This is a genomic window from Waltera acetigignens (genome assembly GCF_025567015.1).
Classification (GTDB): Bacteria; Bacillota; Clostridia; order Lachnospirales; family Lachnospiraceae; genus Acetatifactor; species Acetatifactor acetigignens.
The window spans coordinates 72,442-94,199 of sequence record NZ_JAOQJO010000016.1 but is presented as its reverse complement, the minus strand read 5'-3'; the positions used below and the strand labels follow the sequence as shown (position 1 = coordinate 94,199).

Here is a 21,758-nt window from a genome sequence, read left to right as displayed (position 1 = left end):
CATTGAAACTGGGAGGAAACAGGCCATGCAGAATCAGAAAGATAACAATCAGAACAAGAATGAAGCGCCGAAGACCGAGGCGGAAGAACACAGAGACGAAAGAATTGAAAAAACGGGACAACTGACGCTGTCGGATGCGGCATCCGGGGAAAAGATCCATCTGCTGACCATTATCGGTGAAATCGAAGGGCATGATAATCTCTCCGGTAATTCGAAGACCACGAAATATGAGCATATCCTGCCACAACTGGCAGCCATCGAAGACAGTGAAGAAATTGGCGGTGTGCTGGTACTTTTAAATACCATGGGCGGAGATGTGGAGGCGGGACTGGCTATTGCAGAGATGCTGGCATCTTTAAGCAAACCCACCGTATCCCTGGTGCTGGGTGGCAGTCATTCCATCGGGGTGCCTATTGCGGTGAGTTGTGACTATTCCTTCATCGTACCCACTGGAACCATGGTGATACATCCGGTAAGAATGAATGGCATGGTGATCGGTGTGCCCCAGACCTTTGAATATTTTAAACTGATCCAGGACCGGATCACGGGCTTTGTATGCAAACACTGTAAAATCAGCCGGACAAAACTGGAAGAACTCATGATGGAGACCGGATTCTTAACGAAGGATGTGGGAAGCATTCTGGTGGGAGAAGAAGCGGTGAACCACGGTATTATTGACGAAGTGGGAGGTATCGACCGGGCCATCTGCAGGCTTCGGAAGATGATCGAAGGGAACAGAAAAAGGGATGACAAGGCCATGGAAAAATGATATACTTCTAATTATGACTATAATGAAGTTAGGAGTATGATGACATGGCATCTTCATCAGGCAAAAGAACATCATCTTCCAATAGGACGAGAAAAAGTACCACAAACAGCCGCAGCAGGCAGGCACAGAGAACAGCACAGGACAGTGAACTGTTCCATGAAATCGGTCTGATCGTTTTGTTTGTGGTAATGGTGATATTATTTTGTTGTAATTTTGGTATTATCGGCCCGGTCGGCAATGCGATCAGCGGGGTCTTATTCGGTATCTTTGGATTTACTGCATATATAGCACCTATTGTGATATTTCTGGCTGTGGCTTTCTGGTTCGCCAATGAGGGGAACCCTACCGCTGTACGCAAAATGATTGCAGGTGTCGTATTGTTTCTGATGCTCGGTGTGATCTGTGATCTGATCGCCAGGATTGCCGGCTCTATGGAACAGTATGATATCAAACTGTTATATACAAACTGCAGTACCGGTAAAAAGGGCGGAGGTATTCTGGCAGGAAGTATCTGCTATCTGTTGCTGCATTATCTGGAGACGGTAGGAACGGTTCTGGTGGTCTTATTGTGTTCTGTGATCAGTCTGATCCTGGTAACGGAGCGTTCTTTCTTAAACAGTATGCGAAACGGTGGTGACCGGATCCGGGAACTGTCCAGAGAGGATGCAGTGCGCAGACGGGAAAATGCACAGATCCGCAGACAGGAACAGGAGGAACGTAATTCCCAGAGAGAGGAAGCCCGTCGTATCCGGGAAGAGGAACGACGGATCCGTGAGGAAGAGCGCAGACTCCGTGCGGAAGAGAAAGAGAATGAGCAGATCTTAAACGCCATTCCCCGCAGAGAGAAAAAAGTCAGCGGTGTTATGATGGACACTTCCCTGAAAAAGCAGGAGACACAGCCTGTGGGAAGACGGGAAGATATTCATGAGATCGTTTATGAAGAGGATGCACAGGAGATTCCTGTTGTGGAAGAGACCAGAGTGACCTCCAGCGATTTTGATAAGATCAAGGTAACGGGAATGCATCAGGTGACCATGCAGGAGGCTGCAGCAGAAGAACCTTACGAGGAGATCCCCGTGGAGGAAGTGACCAGTGCTGCTACCTTCAAAAAACCTTTTGAACGCAGAGAATCCTGGCAGGAGGAGGCAGCACTCCTGACACCTCAGGCGGAATCTATCCGGATTCACAAGGAAGATATCCCGGAGCCTGTAGAGGAACCGGTTACGGAATGGCAGTCATCCTCCGATATGCGGCAGCTGCAGCCGGAGACTGAGCCTGTCGTGCGGGAACCTGCAGAGACAGCAACGGCGGAAAGCCGCATACGACCGAAAATCACGGCACCGGAGCCGCCAAAGGGTAATTCTCTGGCAGAGGATCAGATACATAAGGATATTGCGAAAGCGGCCAAACAGCCTCCAGCAGAATACCGGATTCCGCCTCTGAGCCTGTTACAGAAGGGAAAAGCAGCTACCGGAGATTCCTCCAGAGAATTGAAAGAGACCGCCATGCGCTTGCAGCAGACGTTAAATACTTTCGGTGTAAAGGTAACGATTACCGATATCAGCCAGGGTCCCAGTGTTACCCGCTATGAACTACAGCCGGAACAGGGCGTAAAGGTATCCAAGATCGTAGGCCTGGCAGATGATATCAAGCTGAATCTGGCGGCAACGGATATTCGTATTGAGGCACCGATCCCCGGAAAGGCAGCTATCGGTATCGAAGTCCCGAACAAAGAGAACATGACAGTAGCACTCCGGGATCTGTTAGAGAGCAAAGAGTTTCAGGAGTTTAATTCCAATATTGCATTTGCCGTAGGTAAGGATATCGCGGGCAAGACTGTGGTGGCGGATATTGCCAAGATGCCTCATATGCTGATCGCCGGAGCTACCGGTTCCGGTAAGTCCGTATGCATTAATACGCTGATCATGAGTATTTTGTACAAGGCGCATCCGGATGATGTGAAACTGATCATGGTGGATCCGAAGGTCGTGGAACTGAGTGTCTATAACGGCATTCCTCATCTGCTGATCCCGGTAGTGACAGATCCCAAGAAAGCATCTGCTGCATTGCACTGGGGCGTCAGTGAGATGGAAGACCGTTATCGGAAGTTTGCCGATTATAATGTCCGTGATCTGAAGGGGTATAACAAGAAAATAGAGACTATGCCTGTTCCGGAAGGAGAGGAAGCACCGAAGAAGATGCCGCAGATCGTCATTATCGTGGACGAGCTGGCGGATCTGATGATGGTATGCCCCGGCGAAGTGGAGGAATCTATCTGTCGTCTGGCACAGTTGGCCAGAGCCGCAGGTATCCATCTGATCATCGCTACCCAGCGACCCAGTGTGGATGTCATCACCGGACTGATCAAGGCCAATATGCCCAGTCGTGTGGCATTCTCCGTATCCAGCGGTGTGGATTCACGAACGATCCTGGATATGAACGGTGCGGAGAAATTGCTTGGTAAAGGCGATATGTTATTCTACCCGCAGGGTTATTCCAAACCGGCCAGAGTACAGGGTGCTTTTGTGTCCGACAAGGAAGTATCCGATGTGGTGGATTATCTCAAGAACCAGGCACTGGGCAATACCTATAGCAACTATGCAGAAGATATTGAAGAGAAGATCAAAAATATCGGCTCGTCAGGTGGTTCCTCTGGAAGCGGCTCTGGTGGCGGTAACGACAGAGACGAATATTTTGAGGAGGCCGCAAGGTTTATTATTGATAAAGACAAGGCCAGCATCGGCATGTTGCAGCGTGTGTTGAAAATCGGTTTCAACCGTGCTGCCAGAATCATGGATCAGCTTTGCGAATACGGCGTGGTAGGTGAAGAAGAAGGCACTAAACCCAGAAAAGTACTTATGAGCATGGAACAGTTCGAACAGCTGTTGGAGGAAATCTGACATTCGTTCGAGACTGTCTGAATAAACGGAGGGAAAAAGGACATGAAAACAGATATTGAAATCGCACAGGAAGCGGTAATGGAGCCCATCACCAAAGTGGCTGAAAGTATTGGCATTGAAGCAGAAGACCTGGAACTTTACGGAAAATACAAGGCAAAGCTTTCCGAAGAATTTTTACGTAAGATCCAGGATCGTCCCAATGGAAAACTGATTCTGGTAACAGCTATCAACCCAACTCCTGCAGGAGAGGGTAAGACCACGACCACGGTAGGTATGGGAGAAGCTTTCGGCAGAATGGGCAAAAAGGCTGTAATTGCGCTCAGAGAGCCGTCCTTAGGCCCCTGCTTTGGTATCAAAGGTGGAGCTGCCGGCGGCGGTTATGCACAGGTAGTGCCTATGGATGAACTGAATCTGCATTTTACCGGTGATTTTCATGCCATCACCTCTGCCAACAACCTGTTGGCTGCGTTGCTGGACAATCATATCCAGCAGGGCAATGATCTGGGCATCGATACCCGGCAGATCGTGTGGAAGCGCTGTGAGGACATGAATGACAGAGTCCTTCGTAATATTGTGGTAGGACTTGGCAACAAGACAGACGGCTTTGTCAGAGAGGATCATTTTGTCATTACCGTAGCCAGTGAGATCATGGCGATCCTGTGTCTGGCAGACGATATGAAGGATCTGAAGGAGCGCCTGTCCAGAATCGTTGTGGCTTACAACTATCAGGGTGAGCCGGTGACCGCCGGCCAGCTGAAAGCAGTCGGTGCCATGGCAGCACTGTTAAAGGATGCCATCAAGCCCAATCTGATCCAGACCTTAGAGCATACTCCAGCATTGGTACACGGAGGTCCGTTTGCCAACATCGCTCACGGATGTAACTCCGTCAGAGCTACTAAGGCAGCCATGAAGATGGCAGACTATTGCATCACGGAAGCCGGCTTCGGTGCGGATCTGGGAGCAGAGAAATTTTTCGATATCAAATGTCGTAAGGCAGGACTTACTCCTGATGCAGTGGTACTGGTAGCAACCATCCGTGCACTGAAATACAACGGTGGCGTTGCAAAGGCGGATCTGGGAGCAGAGAATCTGGAAGCGTTGAAAAAAGGTATTGTGAATCTGGAGAAACATATTGAGAATCTTCAGAAATATGGTGTGCCTGTAGTGGTTACCCTGAACTCTTTTATCACCGACAGTGAGGCGGAGACCGCTTATGTCAGAGAATTCTGTGAGACAAGAGGCTGTGAGTTCGCACTCTCCGAAGTGTGGGAGAAAGGCGGAGAGGGTGGAATCGCTCTGGCTGAGAAAGTATTAAAAGCAATCGACGAAAAAGAGAATCACTTCCATGTTTTATATGAAAATGAACTGTCTCTTCAGGATAAGATCAAAAAGATCGCGCAGGAGATCTACGGAGCGTCTGATGTAGTGTTTGCTCCGGCGGCAGCAAAACAGTTAAAGAGACTGACGGAACTTGGCTTTGGTGATCTGCCGGTATGTATGGCAAAGAACCAGTATTCTCTGTCAGATGATCCTACGTTACTGGGAAGACCTTCCGGTTTTGAATTGAATGTAAGAGAGGTCTATGTGTCTGCCGGTGCCGGTTTTGTTGTAGTGCTCACCGGTGCGGTCATGACCATGCCCGGCCTGCCCAAGGCTCCAGCTGCTTACAATATCGATGTGGATGACAGCGGTAGGATCGTAGGCTTGTTCTAGTAAGGAGGAAAGTGTCTCATGGCACAGTTAATAGATGGAAAAGTTATTTCCGCACAGATTAAAGATGAAGTCAAAGAAAAAGTTGCAGGGTTAAAAGAGCAGGGCTGTGAAGTAACGCTGGCGGTGATCCAGGTAGGTGCGGATCCCGCATCTTCCGTATATGTCCGCAACAAGAAAAAGGCCTGCGAATATGTAGGTATCCGGTCTCTGGCATATGAACTTCCAGAGGAGACAACAGAGGAAAAATTACTGGAGCTGATCCGGGAATTAAATGACAGAACCGATGTCAACGGCATTCTGGTGCAGCTGCCGTTACCGAAACATATTGACGAAGAAAAGGTACTGGATTCCATTTCTCCTTTAAAGGATGTAGACGGATTTCATCCCCAGAATGTCGGTGCACTCTGCATCGGCAAGCCGTGCTTTGAGTCCTGTACTCCTGCAGGAGTCATACAGCTGCTGAAGCGTTCCGGTATTGAGATCGCCGGAAAAGAGTGTGTGGTGGTAGGCAGAAGTAATATCGTCGGCAAGCCCATGGCATTGTTGCTGCTTCGGGAGAACGGTACGGTGACGGTGGCTCACAGCCGTACCAAAGATCTGGAAGAAGTAACCAAAAGAGCGGATATTCTGGTGGTGGCTGTCGGCAAGCCGAAAATGATCACGGCAGAATATGTAAAAGAGGGTGCGGTTGTCATTGACGTGGGAATTCACCGCAACGAAGAAAACAAGTTGTGCGGTGATGTGGACTTTGACAGTGTGGAGCCTGTATGCAGCGCCATTACTCCGGTTCCCGGCGGCGTAGGTCCTATGACCATAGCTATGCTGATGAATAACTGCCTGGAATCGGTATCCTTGCAGGCAGTAAGAGGATAATTATATGAAGTGTCCGAATTGCGGGGCGGAAATGAAAGAAGGTACGCTTTACTGCGAGCACTGCGGGGAGGATATCCATATTGTTCCCGATTTTGAACCGGAAATTGAATACAATATGGAGCAGACTCTGCATGATATTGCCAGGGAAATGACACCGGAAGAAGATGCCACGGACGATCAGGATGCACAGCAGAGCATGACGGAATTGCAGGACTGGGATGAAGAACCGCTGGAAAATACGGCAAAACATCCCTTTCGCTGGAAATTCATTGTGCTGATCCTGGTGCTTGCGGTAGTAGCGGTGGTATGTACCGGTTTCGGAATCTCTTATTCCCACTATCATTCCGCTGAATATCAGATAAAGAGTGCGAGAGAGTATGTAGCTTCCGGGGAATACGATCAGGCGGTCACCTGTTATGAACGTGCGCTGGAAATCGATCCGGGGAACATCACCTTAAAATTTGAACTGGCGGATATTTATTTTCAGAAGAACAACAAAATGGAATATGAATATCTGCTTCGGGAGATTGTTGCGGATGCCGCGGCTACTTCCGAACAACTGGAAAGTGCTTATGGAAAGCTGATCGCCATCTATGCGGCCAGGGAAGATTATAAGACCATTAATGATCTGTTGTTGAACTGCGGTAATGTAAATATTATGAGTAAATACCAGAGCTATATGGCAATGGAACCGGAATTCAGTCTGCAGGAGGGATATTATACCAGCATCCAGCCTTTGAAACTGACAACTTTCGGAAGTGGTAAGATCTACTATACTACCGACGAAACCGAACCGGGAGAACACAGTCTGCTGTATACGGCACCCATCCTTTTAGAGAGCGGTGATTACTGTATCAAAGCCGTCTACATCAATGAGAATGGGATCAGTAGTCCAGTGGTTACCAAAAATTACCATATTGAGATCGAGGAACTGAGTGCTCCGGAGGTAACGGCGGTCAGTGGGGATTATGAATTCCCAATCAATATCGAGGTGACCGACGGATATGATGTTTATTACACAACGGATGGTTCCGATCCTACGCAGAATTCCACGGTGTATAATGGACCGATCCCCATGCCTCTTGGCAAATCAGTCTTCCGGTTTATCCGCATTGCGGAAGGAAGAAAGAGCGAGATCGTGGAGAAAAGCTACAATCTGGTCATGAACACGGAGTTTATGCCGGAGGATGCCGTGACAAAAGTAGTGAATTATGCCATAGAAAGTGGTAAAATAACGGAAGCATCCGGAAGCTTTGATGAATCCGGTGCCGCATATCTCTATCAGTATCAGTATGTGACGAACATCAACAAGATAGATGATTTCTATGTTGTTGCCGAGATCTACCGGGGAGAAGATGGGACAGTCACAAAGACGGGGAATCTGTTCGCCGTAAATGCCTATACCCGGGAACTGTACAAATTGCAGACCGACGAAAGCGGCCGCCATTATACGCTTGGTGACCGTTTAGATATATAATCCTAACAGAAGGGACGGAAAAAGAGAAATGTATAAGATCGTAAAAAAACAGGAGCTGACAACCAACATCTATCTTATGGAGGTAGAAGCAAACAGAGTGGCAAAGACCTGTGAACCCGGTCAGTTTGTCATCGTAAGAATGGATAGCGAGAGTGAGCGTATCCCTCTGACTATCTGTGATTACAACAGAGAAAAAGGAACAGTAACCATTGTGTTCCAGACCGTTGGTGCCGGTACAAAACTGATGGCACAGCTTTCCGAGGGAGAATACTTCCATGATTTCGTAGGTCCTCTGGGATGTCCTTCCGAGCTGGTAGAACAGCCTCTGGATGAGGTAAAGGCAAAGAAGATCCTCTTCGTGGCTGGTGGTGTCGGTGCGGCACCGGTATATCCCCAGGTAAAATGGCTGCATGAGCATGGCGTTGCTGCAGATGTTATCGTGGGAAGCAAGACCAAAGATCTTCTGATCCTGGAGAAGGAGATGGAAGCTGTCGCAGGAAATCTGTATGTAACCACCGATGACGGCTCCTATGGAAGAAGCGGTATGGTAACCCAGACCATCAAGGATCTGGTGGCAGAAGGTAAAAAGTACGATCTGTGTATTGCCATCGGTCCTATGATCATGATGAAATTCGTGTGTCTCTTAACCAAAGAACTGGAGATTCCCACAGTTGTCAGTCTGAATCCTATTATGGTAGACGGTACGGGAATGTGCGGCGCATGCCGTGTAACTGTCGGCGGCAAGGTAAAGTTCGCCTGTGTAGACGGACCGGAGTTCGATGGACATGAGGTAAACTTTGATGAGGCAATGAGACGTCAGCAGATCTACAAGACTGCAGAAGGACGTGCAATGCTGGCCATGGAAGAGGGAGATACCCATCACGGTGGCTGCGGCAACTGCCAGTAGTCATACAAAAGTTTGAACACGATAAATCAGAAAGGCATGGTTAAAATAAAATGGATGTATTAAAGAGAATTCCTGTCAGAGAGCAGGATGCGAAGGAACGTGCTACCAATTTCAAAGAGGTTTGTCTCGGATATAACAAAGAAGAAGCAATGGAAGAGGCTTCCCGCTGCATTAACTGTAAAAATGCACAGTGTGTAAAGGGCTGCCCCGTAGCAATCCAGATTCCACAGTTCATTGAACAGGTGAAGAACGGCAACATTGAAGAGGCTTATCGTATTATCAGTGAATCCAGCGCCCTTCCCGCTGTCTGCGGCCGTGTATGCCCTCAGGAAAGCCAGTGTGAAGGAAAATGTATCCGTGGCTTCAAGGGAGATCCGATCTCCATCGGTAAGCTGGAGCGTTTTGTGGCTGACTGGGCAAGAGAGAATGGCATCAAGCCCACTCCCGCAGCACAGAAGAACGGTAAGAAGGTAGCTGTGATCGGTTCCGGCCCTGCTGGTCTTACCTGTGCCGGAGATCTGGCAAAGCTGGGATATGATGTGACCATTTTCGAAGCACTGCATGAGGCAGGCGGTGTACTGGTATACGGTATTCCCGAGTTCCGTCTTCCCAAGACCGGTGTTGTGGCAAAAGAAATCGAGAATGTAAAATCTCTCGGCGTTCATATTGAGACTAACGTGGTGGTAGGTAAATCCGTGACCATCGACCAGCTGATGGATGAGGAAGGTTTTCAGGCTGTATTCATCGGTTCCGGTGCCGGACTGCCGAAGTTCATGGGTATCCCCGGTGAGAATGCCAACGGTGTCTTCTCTGCCAACGAGTACCTGACCAGAAGCAACCTGATGAAGGCTTTTGATCCCGACTCCAGAACTCCTATCATGCATGGTAAGAAGGTAGCCGTTGTCGGCGGCGGTAACGTGGCGATGGATGCAGCAAGAACCGCACTTCGTCTGGGTGCGGAGGTACACATTGTATACCGTAGAAGCGAAGAGGAGCTGCCTGCCAGAGTGGAAGAAGTACATCATGCAAAAGAGGAAGGCATCATCTTTGATCTGCTGACCAATCCTACTGAGATTCTTTCCGATGATAAGGGATGGGTGACCGGTATGAAGTGCATCCGCATGGAACTGGGTGAGCCCGATGAGAGCGGCAGACGCCGTCCGGTAGAGGTTCCGGGATCTGAATTCGTGATGGAACTGGATACCGTGATCATGTCTCTGGGTACTTCCCCGAATCCTCTGATCTCTTCTACAACCAAGGGACTGGATACCAACAAGTGGAAGTGCATCATTGCGGACGAGAACAATGGTAAGACCACAAAGGAAGGTGTCTATGCCGGCGGAGATGCGGTAACCGGAGCAGCGACCGTTATTCTGGCCATGGGCGCAGGAAAAGCTGCTGCCAAAGGCATTGACGAATATCTGAGTACAAAATAAACACCCCGGATCCTGTCCACAGACAGGATGGAATGGAGGATTACATGGTAAGACATATTGTTCTGTGGAGTCTGGAAGGCAATCTGACAAAACAGGAAAAGAAAGAGACCGTCGGGAAGATCAAGGAGTTACTGGAGCCCATCAAAGAGAAGGTTCCCGGTGCCGTAAAGGTGGAAGTGATCATCAATGAACTGGACAGCAGCAACCGGGATGTGGCTCTGATCTCTGAGTTTACAGATACTGAGGCGCTGGCTGCCTATCAGGTGCATCCGGATCATCTGGCAGCAAAGGAATATATTGGATCCGTGGCAGGCAACAGAGCCTGCCTGGATTACGAGTATTAAGGATGGTGTTGGTATATGGCATGGTGTCCGAAATGTAAAAACGAATATCGGGAAGGAATCACCGTATGTCCCGATTGCGGAGAAACGCTGGTAAGCGAGGAAGAATTGACGGACTGGACTTCCGTGCTGTTCGGTGAACAGGACGAAATGGAGAAACTGAAAGATTTCCTTACATACAATGGGATCCGCAAGAGCAAACTTTCCTTCGATGAGGCGGAACAGGTCTATGAACTGTTTGTAGATGCAAAAGAGGAAAAACAGGCGAAGACGATTGCCCGGGTATTTCTGGAACAGCAGGAAAAAGAGCGGACGGAAAATGCTGCTGAGGAAGAGGCTGCGGTAGATGAATTCCTGATGCCGGAGACAGAAGAAGCATCGGAGGAAGTCAATCCCGGAGAACTGCTGAAAACAGCTTCCGCCCAGGGTGGACTTACTTATATGAACAGTGGAGCCAAAGCAGAGGAGAATCGTTCCTCTGCCTGGGTACTGCTGGTGGTGGGAATCCTCGGAATGCTTGTCATGATCCTGGGAATTACCGGCGTACTTCCTTTGAACATCGGCAATCCCTATATGTTCTACGGAGTGATGAGTGCTGTTTTCATTCTGTTCATTGTCATGGGCGTGGTATCCATGCGGAATGCAAAGCTTTTTGAGAAAAAGGCAGAGTCCGAGAACTCTCTGGTGGATACTCTTCTGAAGTGGAGTGAAGAAAATCTGACGGCGGAAAAAATTGACGCTCAGATTGAAAATGCTGCAGATACACCGGAAGAGGCTCTTTATTACAAGAGATTCGAAGTAATCCGCAGCCAGATGAATCATCAGTTTATGAATCTGGATCAGCAGATGCTGGAGAACCTTATTGACACAAAGATCTATGAACAGATCTTCCCGGATACAAACGGAGCAGAAGAATGATCAAAATATCCATCGTATGTGTAGGGAAGATCAAGGAGAAATTTTTCCGGGACGCCATAGAAGAATACAGCAAACGTCTGGGGCGTTATACGAAGTTAAATATCATCGAAGTGACGGATGAAATGACACCGGATGGAGCCAGTGCGGCTCTGGAAGATCAGATCCGTGAAAAAGAAGGGGCAAGGATCCTGGCGAAACTGCCACAGGATGCCCTGATCGTTACGCTGGAGATTGCCGGTAAAAACTTTTCTTCCGAAGAATTTGCGGCATGGATTGAAGATTGCACTGTCAGAGGAAAAAGCCATATCTGCTTTGTCATTGGCGGATCGCTTGGTTTGCATCCAAGTGTCTGTAAAAGAGCGGATCTGGCCTTAAGCTTTTCCAAAATGACATTTCCTCATCAGTTGATGCGAGTGATCCTGTGCGAACAGATCTATCGTGCATTCCGGATCATTCAGCACGAACCTTACCATAAATAAAGAGTAAAAGTAGAAGTATATGACAAAAAAACAACGTGCATTAGAAATTATAGAACGTCTGAAAAAGGAATACCCGGATGCCGGATGCACTCTGGATTACGATCAGGCATGGAAACTGCTTGTCAGTGTCCGCCTGGCAGCTCAGTGTACCGATGCCCGGGTAAATATCGTAGTGGAAAAGCTGTATGAGAAGTTCCCGGATGTGGATGCCCTGGCAGAGGCTCCGGTGGAAGAGATCGAGGCCATTGTAAAGCCCTGTGGCCTGGGTCACAGCAAAGCCAGAGATATCAGTGCCTGCATGAAGATTCTGCGGGATAAATATGACGGAAAGGTTCCAGACGATTTTGACGAATTATTGTCTCTGCCTGGAGTGGGCAGAAAAAGTGCGAATCTGGTCATGGGGGATGTCTTTGGCAGACCTGCCATTGTGACAGACACCCACTGTATCCGCCTGGTGAACCGTATGGGACTTGTGGACGGGATCAGGGAACCGGCAAAGGTGGAGAAGGAGCTGTGGAAGATCATTCCGCCCGAAGAAGGCAGCGATTTCTGCCACAGACTGGTATATCACGGCAGAGAAGTGTGCACCGCCAGAACCCATCCTTACTGTGAAAAATGCTGTATCAGTGACATCTGTAAAAAAGTCGGCATATAAAAGGCGGACAGGGAAATCTACTGCCGCAGACAGGAGCAAAGCCTATGAGAATGTATGACATTATCATGAAAAAAAGAAACGGCGGAGAGCTTTCGAAAGAAGAGATCCACTTTTTTATCGAGGGCTATACCCGTGGAGAGATTCCTGATTATCAGGTATCCGCGCTGATGATGGCGATCTACTTTCAGAAGATGACCGAGAAGGAGACTTATGAACTGACCATGGCCATGGCACACAGTGGTGAGATGTTGGATCTGTCCGGAATCCATGGCTGCAAGGTGGACAAACACAGTACCGGAGGTGTGGGGGATAAGACTTCTCTGGCATTGACACCCATGGTGGCTGCCTGTGGGATCCCGGTGGCCAAGATGAGCGGCAGAGGCCTGGGCCATACCGGAGGGACCATTGACAAGCTGGAAAGCTTTCCCGGATTTTCCACATCACTGACCACGAAGCAGTTTATTGAAAATGTGAATCGGATCGGCATTGCCATTATGGGACAGACCGCAGATCTGGCACCGGCGGATAAAAAGCTGTACGCCCTGCGGGATGTGACAGCTACCGTAGATAATATGTCCCTGATTGCCAGTTCCATCATGAGCAAGAAACTGGCAGCCGGTGCAGATGCCATTGTACTGGATGTCAAGACCGGAAGCGGTGCCTTTATGAAGAGCAGGGAGGATGCTTTTGCTCTGGCGGAGGAAATGGTGAAGATCGGTAAGAATGCCGGACGTAAGACTATTGCCATAATCTCGGATATGGATCAGCCGCTGGGCCGGGCCGTGGGAAATGCCCTGGAAGTGAAGGAAGCCATTGCAACCCTGCGGGGAGAAGGCCCGGAAGATTTCAAAGAACTTTGTATGGTACTGGGAAGTCGGATGTTACTTGCCGGTAGTAAGGCGGAGAGTGTCGAAGAAGCCAGAAATATGCTTACAAATGTCATCAGAGATGGCAGTGCTTTACGGAAGCTGGAGCAGTTTGTGGAGGCCCAGGGCGGTGACCCTGCGGCGGTAACGGATCCGGAGCTTCTGCCGAAGGCATCCATGGTGGTTCCTGTCTGTGCGGACAGAGACGGCTTTGTAGAAAAAATTGCCTGTGAGGATATCGGAATTTGTTCTCTGCTCTTAGGCGGCGGAAGAGAGACCAAGGAAAGTGAGATCGACCTGTCTGTTGGCATCCTCTTAGAGAAGAAAAAAGGGGATGCGGTGAAAAAGGGAGAGGTACTGGGATACCTTCATGCCAATGATGAGAAACGCCTGGAAGCGGCGAAGGAAAAGTTCCGGAGTGCCTATTTCATCACCGGCCATCAGCCGGAGGCAGAACCTCTGATCAAAGGGATTTTACAGTAACATATTCCGGCATCCGCTTTCATATAGTTTTATATGAAAATGAAGAGAATGCCATCGAAAAAAGAAAAATGGATCGATTCCCTGCAGTTACCCAAGGATGTCTGTATGGGAGCACTGCGGGTGACGCTGACGGGAAACTCCGAAGCCTGGATTGAAAATTACAGAGGAATCCTGGAATATACCGGAGAGCGGATCCTTTTGCAGGCCAAGACCTGTCAGGTGTGCCTGGAGGGAACCAGGCTTTCCATTGACTATTATACCAATGAAGATATGAAGATCAGCGGAAATATCAGTGCACTGCGATATTTGCGTGAATAATCATTTTTATGAGAGGTTAACAGGATGACGGAGTGGGTCAAACGTCTGCAGGGTTATGTGAAGATCCGGGTATGGGGCTTTGCACCGCAGCGATTTATCAATCTGTGCAGTAATAAGGGAATATTGCTGTGGAATATAGAAAAACAGGAAGATGTTTATACCATGTGCATCGGCCTGCGGTCTTTTTACGAACTGCGGCCCATCGCCAGAAAGACAAAAGTAAGGGTAGTCATATCGGAAAGATATGGACTACCCTTTTTTGTGCCGGGAATGCTGCGCAGAAAAGCGTTTCTGGCAGGTTTATTTCTGGCGGTGGCTTTCTGGCTGATTTCGTCTTTATTTGTGTGGGATATTCAGGTGACTGGCAATTATCAGGTGACGGATGACGTGTTCTATTCCTTCCTGGAGCAGGAGGGCATTCACACCGGAATGCGAAGGAGTGAACTGAATATAGGTGAGCTGGAAAAACAGATAAGACGGAAGTTTTCGCAGGTTACCTGGACCTCCGGCCGTCTGGACGGGACCAGACTGGTGATCGAAGTAAAGGAAAACGATATGTCGGTTCCAGAAGTCGTACAGGATGCTGCAGGGGCAGGAAAAGATCTGGTGGCAGAATGCAACGGGGTGATCACGGATATGATCGTGCGTTGTGGTGTCCCGAAAGTATCCATAGGCAGTGAAGTGGCAAAAGGAGATATTCTGGTGGAAGGCAGGATCCCCATTTATGCCGAGGATGGAACCGTCAGGGAATATCGGCCGGTGACCCCGGATGCGGATATAGTGCTGGAGCATACCGGAACCTTTCAGGCATATCTTCCGGCAGATTATATCCGGAAAAAATACACCGGAAGACAAAAGACATTTTATTTTATCCATTTCGGTGACCGGGAGTGGAAACCGGAGAAAAAAATGGATTTTTTGCAATATGACAGCGTGCTGGAAGCATGTCCCGTAAAAGCGTTGGAGTATCTGCAGATCCCCTGCATGGTAGGCAGGATCACGTACAGAGAGTATCAGAAAACAGAATATTATTATACAGTGTCGGAAGCAGAAACGGTTTTACAGAAAAAAATCATGGATTTTCTTGAAACTTTAGATGAAAAAGGGGTACAAATAATCTCGAAAGATGTTAAAATAGAAACAAAGTGCGCCGGCTGGACCGCACACGGGGAACTTTTGCTGCGGGAAGCGGCGGTCAGTCTGGTAGATTCCCGGGCGGAGGATACCGGAGCAGAAGATTTGGACAGAAATGAGGATTAAGACATAAATGAGTGTGACAGCAATCCGTCTGGAAATGGATACAGAACAGATGCAGAAGATCTTCGGTATGCAGGATGCGTACATCAAGAAGCTGGAACAGGATTTTCAGGTAACTATTGTGGACCGCAATGGAAGTGTAATGATCACCGGGGAAGAAGAAAACGTTTCGAAGGCCTCCCGGGTATTACGACAGCTGACCGCATTGTCGGATCACGGCAATGAGATCGAAGAACAGAGCGTGGATTATGCCATTGAAATGGGAAAAGAAGACCAGGAGGAAAAACTGATGGAGATGGATGCGGACTGCATCTGCCATACCATCAGCGGAAAGCCGATCAAGCCCAAGACCCTGGGGCAGAAGGCTTATGTGGATGCCATCCGGAAAAACATGATCGTATTCGGACTGGGACCGGCCGGTACCGGTAAGACGTATCTGGCCATGGCCATGGCGATCACCGCTTTTAAGAACAACGAGGTGAGCCGTATCATCCTGACCAGACCGGCCATTGAAGCCGGAGAAAAGCTGGGCTTTTTGCCCGGTGATCTGCAGAGTAAGGTAGACCCGTATCTGCGTCCCCTGTACGATGCCCTGTATCAGATCATGGGAGCGGAAAGTTTTGCCAAAAATATGGAAAAGGGTCTGATCGAAGTGGCACCGCTTGCCTATATGAGAGGCCGGACACTGGACAATGCCTATATTATTCTGGATGAAGCACAGAATACCACACCGGCACAGATGAAAATGTTCCTGACCCGTATCGGTTTCGGCTCCAAAGTGATCGTAACGGGTGACTCCTCCCAGAAGGATCTTCCCGTGGGAGCAAAATCCGGTCTGGATGTAGCAGCCAGAGTTCTGAAAAATATCGATGATATTGCCTTCTGTACCTTGACCAGCAAAGATGTGGTAAGACATCCGCTGGTACAGAAGATCGTAAAAGCTTACGATGACTATGAAGCCCGGACGATCAAAAGCAAAAGAAGTCCGAGATTAAACAAACGTCCGGATAAAGGAAACAGATAAATATGAAGAACAAAGAGAAAAACGGATTTTCGCGGCTTTTGCTGCCGGAGATGCTTACGGTACTGATCGGAGGTGCCGCAGTCTACGGACTGGGACTTTTGGGAAAACAGTTGTCTGTGGAAAATGCCCTGCGGGATGCCGTGATGGCAACACTGGGACTTGCAGTGTCAGGATTTTTCCTGCGCAGGGAAGTAGTGGATTCCCGCCTGGATTATGATAACGGAGAGCACCTGATGAGATTCTGGACCGCTGTCTGGTGCAGCCTTTTGTTTTCGCTGGCCTGTGCATTCCTTCCGGCGGGAGGATGGCCGTTTCTGGCGGTCTTTGTGGTATTGTCCCTGTTCAGCAATCTATCAGTGGGAATTGTGTTTTCCGGGGTGTTTCTGATGATTGCCACGCTGTGGGGACAGTCAGTGGGCATTTTTTTCCTGTATTTTATCAGCGGTGTTTTTGCAGCCTGTCTTTTCCAGCATTTAGAGCAGGAATTTGCCATCGGGATCCCCCTGTTCTTATCTCTGTTCTGCCTTTTGCTGTGCGAGACCGCAAATGTGGTACTGCTTGCCAATGAACATTTAAGTCTGGAACAGTTTCTGGTTCCGGCAGCAAATCTGATCGTGTCGGGAATACTGCTTCTGGGTATTTTGAAAATTTTTTCGGGCACAGTGGTGTTCAGGGATCGTGTAAAATATCTGGAACTGAATGACACCGAGAATCAAGTACTGGTAAAGTACCGCGAGGAAGACCGATCCGAATATTTCCTGTGTGTACATACAGCCTATTTCTGTGAGCGGATCGCAAATAAGCTGGAACTGGACAGGGATGCCCTGAAATGTGCCGGATTATATCACAGAAAAGGCTGGGATCTTATGCAGGAGACACCGGATATGGAATTCCCGGCAGGCGCATCGGAGATCCTGGAAGAATATAAAGGAACCCGGAAATACAAAAAAGCGGAGACCGCAGTGCTGTATTGTTCGGATGCGGTAGTCAGTGCGATCCTTTTGCTGTTGCAGAAGGAACCGGAGAAGAAGCCGGATTATGAGCAGGTGATTGACAGGATTTTTGAGAGAATCCGGGAAAAAGGTATTTTCAGCGAATGTGACCTGTCCTTAAGGGGCTGGAATCGGATGCAGAAGATATTCAAGGAGGAGAAATTATACTATGACTTTTTACGTTGAAAATGAAACCGATGAGACATTTTCAAATGGGGAAAACAGTTTCCCCATAGAGGAGACCGTGGAGCAGGTAGCCACGGCGGTTCTGGATATGGAGGGATGTCCCTATGAGATCCAGTTAAATGTACTGTTGACAGACAATGACGGTATTCATGCTTACAATAAGGAATACCGGAAGATTGACCGGGAGACTGATGTATTGTCCTTCCCCAATCTGGATTTCGATGAGCCTGGGGATTTTGAGATCTCTGAGGACAGAGAGGCAGATTATTTTGATCCGGATACAGGAGAACTGATCCTCGGGGATATCATTATTTCTGTGGACCGGGTCAAAGAGCAGGCGGAAAGCTATGGACACAGCCAGAAGAGAGAGTTCGCATTTCTGGTCGCTCACAGTATGCTTCATCTGTGTGGCTATGACCATATGGAAGAAGATGAGGCAAAGGTAATGGAGGCAAAGCAGGAGCAAGTTCTCGCATCCCTTGGAATTACAAGAGATTAAAAAGGGCGTGTCATACACGTAAAGGTAGCTTACATGAATCAGGTGGAAGTAAAAAGAAGACAAATACAGAGTTTTTCCTATGTCCTTGCCTGTATCAATATCTGGGTGTTCGGGAAAAGCATCGGAGATAACGGCCTGGGATATCTGGCAGCGGCTGTTCTGGTATTTGCCCTGTTCTGGGTGCTTACCGGGAAAAATCTGCCGGACAGAATGGGCAGAATGCTTCGGGGCAGAAATGCCAGGGGGCAGTATCGGAATGTCTCCAGAATGCGTAAGAACATGATGCTGTTCCAGATCGCAGAGGGACTTCTTGGGACTGTTTTGTGCATGAGTCTGGGCTGGATTCTTTTGGAAAAAGTCTTTCTGGTGCCTTACGGAAGCATGATCCTGTGGATCTTAAGCCCGGCACTTTTTCTTCGTTGTATCCAGTCGGTATTTTTAGGATATTTTCAGAGTGAAGGTTCGGAAATGCCATCTGCGGTATCTTCGGTGCTGCGGCAGGTATTTTTCCTGGGCCTGGGTCTGGTGTTCCTGGGGATTTTCCGGAACTACGGGGAGAAAGTAAGTCTTTTATTAAAAAGGGCAGACTTTACATCCATGTACGGAGCCATGGGTATCGCAGTGGGAATGCTGCTTTCGGAGGTGTTGGTACTGCTATTTGTCTTTGTGATCTACCGTGGCAGCATGGCAGGCAGAAGAGAAGCGGAAAGCGGTATGAAGGGAACGGACTCTTTTTCCTCGCAGCTGCGTACATTACTGATTCCTATGGGTGGGGATATTCTCAGAGACATGTTTTTATTACTGCCTTTGTGGGTCGGCCTGCTTTTCTTCCAGAAAAGATCGGCGGATATTTATGCATCCGTTTCTGCGTATGGTATTTTCGTCGGCAGATATCTGATCACGATCCTGATGCCCGTAGCAATTTTAAGTGCGGGAATTCTGCCGGGGGTGGCCAGAACCGGCAGCCATATCCGCAAAAAAGAAGAAAGATATGCCAGAACTGCATTTCAGGCAGGAGTACAGGGGACGGTGGTACACGGATTCTTTTTCACGGCATGGATCGCGGTACTGGCAACACCACTGTCACAGGCTTTGGATAAATCTGCGGAAATGGCACTTACCGGTTTGTTCACTACGGGATCTTCGCTGATTCTGTGGCTTCTGCTTTTGTTTTATTTTTCGGAGATACTGGAACTTCGGGGGGAAAAGCATCTGCTCCTGGCAGGATACGGCATTCTGGATATCGTGAGCATCGTGATATTGCTGATTCTTCTGAATACGGGAAATACAACAACGGCATTATCTTTAAGCCTTGTTCTGGGGATGGCAGCGGGAGGAATTGTTCTCGGCATACTTGCCTGCCTTCGAATGAAGACCTGGCCGGATCTGTTGCGGACACTGGCAATTCCCGCCGGAAGCTGCTGTGCCTGCGGATTGCTGGCTTTTGGGCTGGAGAAGATCTGCCTGCCCCATCTGGGGGCGATGGTAACGGTGCTGCTGGAACTGGTGATCACCGGTGCGGTCTACTGGTTTTTGCTTTTGATGTTACGCAGTTTCCGTGGACAGGATCTGAATTATGTTCCCGGCGGTAAAGTGCTGCGTGCTTTCGGAAAAACGCTCCGGCTGCTCTAAAACTGTTTTACGGATGTATATTTTCGATAAAATAACTGATACTGATACAAAGAGTCAATAGAAACATCATGGATGTGAGGCAGTATGAAATTTGTAAAACGTATCAGTTACTTTTTTGTGATTCCGGTTGTGTTTTTAATTCTTGGAATCTTTCTTGGTGTCTGGGGCATTCATTTTTTCTATCCCGGACAATGGCAGGATCTGAATGAGAACCGACTTGCCCTGCCGCTCACGGAAGAGGAGACTGCGGCAGACACAGATCCTTATGAAGCGGCACCCAGTGTGGAGGCGGCAGCCTCCGGGGAGACACTTTGTGCGGATACCGAATATGTGTTGGAAGAGGCAGATATTGTACGGGGTACCACAGTGGAGACCTCATGGAAGATCCCACATAAATATATTGGGATGAACAGGGAAAATTTTCTGGAGACCATGGAACTCTATGCGGCCCATCCGCCATTGTCGGAGATCGAGCGGGGCTTTGTGGGGTTGGAGGTATTGTCTTTTTCCCGGGAAAAAGTAATGGTCCGTATGGATTACCGTTATGTCCAGCCCAGCGCAAGTTTTTATCTGGCGGTGTCGGACAATGAAGTGGTGGTCTATCTGGAAGACAGATCCACGGTATATATCAATACCGGGATCTCGCTGGAAGAATTGCCGGAACAGATACAGCTCCAGATCATGGACATGCTGTTTGTTCCGGATGAAGAAACATTGTATGATTTTCTGGAGACGTATTCGTCCTAGAATTCTGAATAAAGGTGATGCAGATGAAAAAACAGATCGGTGTGATCGGCGGAGGCGCTGCCGGAATGATGGCAGCCATAACCGCGGCAAAAGAAGGCGCACAGGTGACGATCCTGGAGCGTAATGACCGTGTGGGAAAGAAAATATTGCAGACAGGAAACGGGAAATGCAATCTGGGAAATCGTGCGCTTTCCGTGGAGTGTTATCACGGCGGAGATTTGGAATGGATCCGGGATGTGCTGGAACATTTTGATACGGAGGATACGATACGCTTTTTCCAAAGTATCGGTCTGATGGTAAAGGAGAAAAATGGCTATCTCTATCCCGTGTGTGAGCAGGCGGCTGCGGTGCTGGACGTGCTGCGTTATGAATTACAGGCACTCGGTGTGGAGATACAGTATCAGTGCAAGATCACAAAGGTCGAAAGGCTGGCCTCCGGAAAGCTGCAGGTCAGTGACGGAGAAAAGACATGGCAGTTCGATGCGGTGATTGTGACCTGTGGTGGAAAAGCCGCACCGGCTACCGGATCGGACGGCAGTGGATTTAAAATTGCAAAAAAAATGGGACACACCTGCATTCCTTCAGTGCCCGCACTGGTGCAGCTGCGCTGTAAGGAGACCGACCTGCTAAAGGGGATTGCCGGTGTCCGGGCGGACAGTGAGATCCGGGTCTTCTGTGACGGCGGGGAAATATGCCGGGAACGGGGAGAACTACAGCTGACGGATTACGGCATCTCAGGCATTCCCATTTTCCAGCTAAGCCGCAGGGTGAACTATCTGCTCAGGGACAGGCGGAACGTGACAGCACAGATTGACTTTTTGCCGGATCTGACACAGGAAAGCTATGAAGAATTACAGGCAGGGCGGAAACTTTTACAGGGAGACCGGACAGCAGAGGAATTCTTTACCGGAATGTTACATAAAAAACTGACCGCTGCGCTGCTAAAAATGGCAGGGATTCGTCTGGCTACTCTCATGAAGGAGATCCCGGAGGAAAAGATTCATGCTTATTATAATCTCTGCCGTAACCTGAAACTGCATATCACAGAGAGCAATCCTTACGAAAATGCACAGGTATCCGCCGGAGGCGTGGATGTACGGGAAGTAAAGCCTACTATGGAATCAAAGATCTGCTCCGGGGTCTATTTTGCGGGGGAGATCCTGGACGTGGATGGCCGATGCGGGGGCTATAATCTCCAATGGGCCTGGAGCAGTGGTTATCTGGCGGGATACCACGCTGCGTTAGCATAAAATAATTTTTTACACGTGACGTATGCCTGCGTAAGG

20 protein-coding genes are annotated in these 21,758 nt (G+C 48.8%); all 20 read left to right on the top strand.

Going from position 1 to position 21,758, the window contains the following annotated elements; translation table 11 throughout:
- Positions 1–25: 25 nt before the first annotated feature.
- The gene (locus OCV96_RS14815) at positions 26–769 is read left to right on the top strand and encodes a ClpP family protease (protein WP_117569014.1); all 744 of its coding nucleotides are present in this window, start codon (positions 26–28) and stop codon (positions 767–769) included.
- A gap of 44 nt (positions 770–813) precedes the next feature.
- A complete protein-coding gene (locus OCV96_RS14810) occupies positions 814–3,669 on the top strand; it encodes an FtsK/SpoIIIE family DNA translocase (protein WP_262594799.1) in 2,856 nt (951 codons plus the stop codon).
- A gap of 42 nt (positions 3,670–3,711) precedes the next feature.
- On the top strand, positions 3,712–5,382 hold the full coding sequence (locus OCV96_RS14805) for a formate--tetrahydrofolate ligase (protein WP_262594798.1): 1,671 nt from the start codon (positions 3,712–3,714) through the stop codon (positions 5,380–5,382).
- Positions 5,383–5,400: 18 nt separating this feature from the next.
- Positions 5,401–6,255, top strand: a complete 855-nt coding sequence (gene folD / locus OCV96_RS14800) for a bifunctional methylenetetrahydrofolate dehydrogenase/methenyltetrahydrofolate cyclohydrolase FolD (protein WP_262594797.1) — start codon at positions 5,401–5,403, stop codon at positions 6,253–6,255.
- A 4-nt stretch (positions 6,256–6,259) separates the two neighbouring features.
- Entirely contained in the window at positions 6,260–7,732 is a 1,473-nt protein-coding gene (locus tag OCV96_RS14795; RefSeq protein ID WP_227733236.1) for a chitobiase/beta-hexosaminidase C-terminal domain-containing protein, read from the top strand.
- 28 nt (positions 7,733–7,760) lie between these two features.
- Positions 7,761–8,639: a sulfide/dihydroorotate dehydrogenase-like FAD/NAD-binding protein gene (locus OCV96_RS14790; RefSeq protein WP_262594796.1), complete on the top strand. Its 879-nt coding sequence runs from the start codon at positions 7,761–7,763 to the stop codon at positions 8,637–8,639.
- 50 nt (positions 8,640–8,689) lie between these two features.
- Positions 8,690–10,075 (top strand): NADPH-dependent glutamate synthase, encoded by a 1,386-nt coding sequence (gltA, locus tag OCV96_RS14785; RefSeq protein ID WP_117466340.1) that lies wholly within the window; start codon positions 8,690–8,692, stop codon positions 10,073–10,075.
- A gap of 44 nt (positions 10,076–10,119) precedes the next feature.
- Complete coding sequence (locus tag OCV96_RS14780; RefSeq protein WP_262594795.1) at positions 10,120–10,419, top strand: Dabb family protein; 300 nt, start codon at positions 10,120–10,122, stop codon at positions 10,417–10,419.
- A 15-nt stretch (positions 10,420–10,434) separates the two neighbouring features.
- Complete coding sequence (locus OCV96_RS14775; protein WP_117466338.1) at positions 10,435–11,334, top strand: TFIIB-type zinc ribbon-containing protein; 900 nt, start codon at positions 10,435–10,437, stop codon at positions 11,332–11,334.
- Entirely contained in the window at positions 11,334–11,813 is a 480-nt protein-coding gene (rlmH, locus tag OCV96_RS14770) for a 23S rRNA (pseudouridine(1915)-N(3))-methyltransferase RlmH (RefSeq protein WP_117466354.1), read from the top strand. Before OCV96_RS14775 ends, rlmH begins: the two co-directional genes overlap by 1 nt.
- Positions 11,814–11,832: 19 nt before the next feature.
- Positions 11,833–12,468, top strand: coding sequence for an endonuclease III domain-containing protein (locus OCV96_RS14765; protein ID WP_022312807.1), 636 nt, complete (start codon positions 11,833–11,835; stop codon positions 12,466–12,468).
- Positions 12,469–12,512: 44 nt separating this feature from the next.
- Positions 12,513–13,817: a pyrimidine-nucleoside phosphorylase gene (locus tag OCV96_RS14760; protein WP_118669132.1), complete on the top strand. Its 1,305-nt coding sequence runs from the start codon at positions 12,513–12,515 to the stop codon at positions 13,815–13,817.
- Positions 13,818–13,865: 48 nt separating this feature from the next.
- Positions 13,866–14,135, top strand: a complete 270-nt coding sequence (locus OCV96_RS14755; protein WP_227062202.1) for a YabP/YqfC family sporulation protein — start codon at positions 13,866–13,868, stop codon at positions 14,133–14,135.
- Between the two features lie 24 nt (positions 14,136–14,159).
- A complete protein-coding gene (locus OCV96_RS14750) occupies positions 14,160–15,395 on the top strand; it encodes a sporulation protein YqfD (RefSeq protein ID WP_262594794.1) in 1,236 nt (411 codons plus the stop codon).
- Between the two features lie 7 nt (positions 15,396–15,402).
- A complete protein-coding gene (locus OCV96_RS14745; RefSeq protein WP_118503757.1) occupies positions 15,403–16,416 on the top strand; it encodes a PhoH family protein in 1,014 nt (337 codons plus the stop codon).
- Between the two features lie 2 nt (positions 16,417–16,418).
- Positions 16,419–17,594: a hypothetical protein gene (locus OCV96_RS14740; RefSeq protein ID WP_262594793.1), complete on the top strand. Its 1,176-nt coding sequence runs from the start codon at positions 16,419–16,421 to the stop codon at positions 17,592–17,594.
- Entirely contained in the window at positions 17,578–18,093 is a 516-nt protein-coding gene (gene ybeY, locus OCV96_RS14735) for an rRNA maturation RNase YbeY (protein ID WP_022312801.1), read from the top strand. The genes OCV96_RS14740 and ybeY overlap by 17 nt, the downstream gene beginning before the upstream one ends.
- Before the next feature lie 33 nt (positions 18,094–18,126).
- Positions 18,127–19,725: an MATE family efflux transporter gene (locus OCV96_RS14730; RefSeq protein WP_262594792.1), complete on the top strand. Its 1,599-nt coding sequence runs from the start codon at positions 18,127–18,129 to the stop codon at positions 19,723–19,725.
- An 84-nt stretch (positions 19,726–19,809) separates the two neighbouring features.
- The gene (locus OCV96_RS14725) at positions 19,810–20,472 is read left to right on the top strand and encodes a TM2 domain-containing protein (RefSeq protein WP_022312799.1); all 663 of its coding nucleotides are present in this window, start codon (positions 19,810–19,812) and stop codon (positions 20,470–20,472) included.
- Between the two features lie 23 nt (positions 20,473–20,495).
- Positions 20,496–21,722: a BaiN/RdsA family NAD(P)/FAD-dependent oxidoreductase gene (locus OCV96_RS14720; RefSeq protein WP_262594791.1), complete on the top strand. Its 1,227-nt coding sequence runs from the start codon at positions 20,496–20,498 to the stop codon at positions 21,720–21,722.
- Positions 21,723–21,758: the final 36 nt, after the last annotated feature.

Coding starts and splice junctions, on each gene's coding strand:
- OCV96_RS14815 (WP_117569014.1), top strand. CDS start 26: ATGCAGAATCAGAAAGATAACAATCAGAACAAGAATGAAGCGCCGAAG.
- OCV96_RS14810 (WP_262594799.1), top strand. CDS start 814: ATGGCATCTTCATCAGGCAAAAGAACATCATCTTCCAATAGGACGAGA.
- OCV96_RS14805 (WP_262594798.1), top strand. CDS start 3,712: ATGAAAACAGATATTGAAATCGCACAGGAAGCGGTAATGGAGCCCATC.
- folD (WP_262594797.1), top strand. CDS start 5,401: ATGGCACAGTTAATAGATGGAAAAGTTATTTCCGCACAGATTAAAGAT.
- OCV96_RS14795 (WP_227733236.1), top strand. CDS start 6,260: ATGAAGTGTCCGAATTGCGGGGCGGAAATGAAAGAAGGTACGCTTTAC.
- OCV96_RS14790 (WP_262594796.1), top strand. CDS start 7,761: ATGTATAAGATCGTAAAAAAACAGGAGCTGACAACCAACATCTATCTT.
- gltA (WP_117466340.1), top strand. CDS start 8,690: ATGGATGTATTAAAGAGAATTCCTGTCAGAGAGCAGGATGCGAAGGAA.
- OCV96_RS14780 (WP_262594795.1), top strand. CDS start 10,120: ATGGTAAGACATATTGTTCTGTGGAGTCTGGAAGGCAATCTGACAAAA.
- OCV96_RS14775 (WP_117466338.1), top strand. CDS start 10,435: ATGGCATGGTGTCCGAAATGTAAAAACGAATATCGGGAAGGAATCACC.
- OCV96_RS14765 (WP_022312807.1), top strand. CDS start 11,833: ATGACAAAAAAACAACGTGCATTAGAAATTATAGAACGTCTGAAAAAG.
- OCV96_RS14760 (WP_118669132.1), top strand. CDS start 12,513: ATGAGAATGTATGACATTATCATGAAAAAAAGAAACGGCGGAGAGCTT.
- OCV96_RS14755 (WP_227062202.1), top strand. CDS start 13,866: ATGCCATCGAAAAAAGAAAAATGGATCGATTCCCTGCAGTTACCCAAG.
- OCV96_RS14750 (WP_262594794.1), top strand. CDS start 14,160: ATGACGGAGTGGGTCAAACGTCTGCAGGGTTATGTGAAGATCCGGGTA.
- OCV96_RS14745 (WP_118503757.1), top strand. CDS start 15,403: ATGAGTGTGACAGCAATCCGTCTGGAAATGGATACAGAACAGATGCAG.
- OCV96_RS14740 (WP_262594793.1), top strand. CDS start 16,419: ATGAAGAACAAAGAGAAAAACGGATTTTCGCGGCTTTTGCTGCCGGAG.
- ybeY (WP_022312801.1), top strand. CDS start 17,578: ATGACTTTTTACGTTGAAAATGAAACCGATGAGACATTTTCAAATGGG.
- OCV96_RS14730 (WP_262594792.1), top strand. CDS start 18,127: ATGAATCAGGTGGAAGTAAAAAGAAGACAAATACAGAGTTTTTCCTAT.
- OCV96_RS14725 (WP_022312799.1), top strand. CDS start 19,810: ATGAAATTTGTAAAACGTATCAGTTACTTTTTTGTGATTCCGGTTGTG.
- OCV96_RS14720 (WP_262594791.1), top strand. CDS start 20,496: ATGAAAAAACAGATCGGTGTGATCGGCGGAGGCGCTGCCGGAATGATG.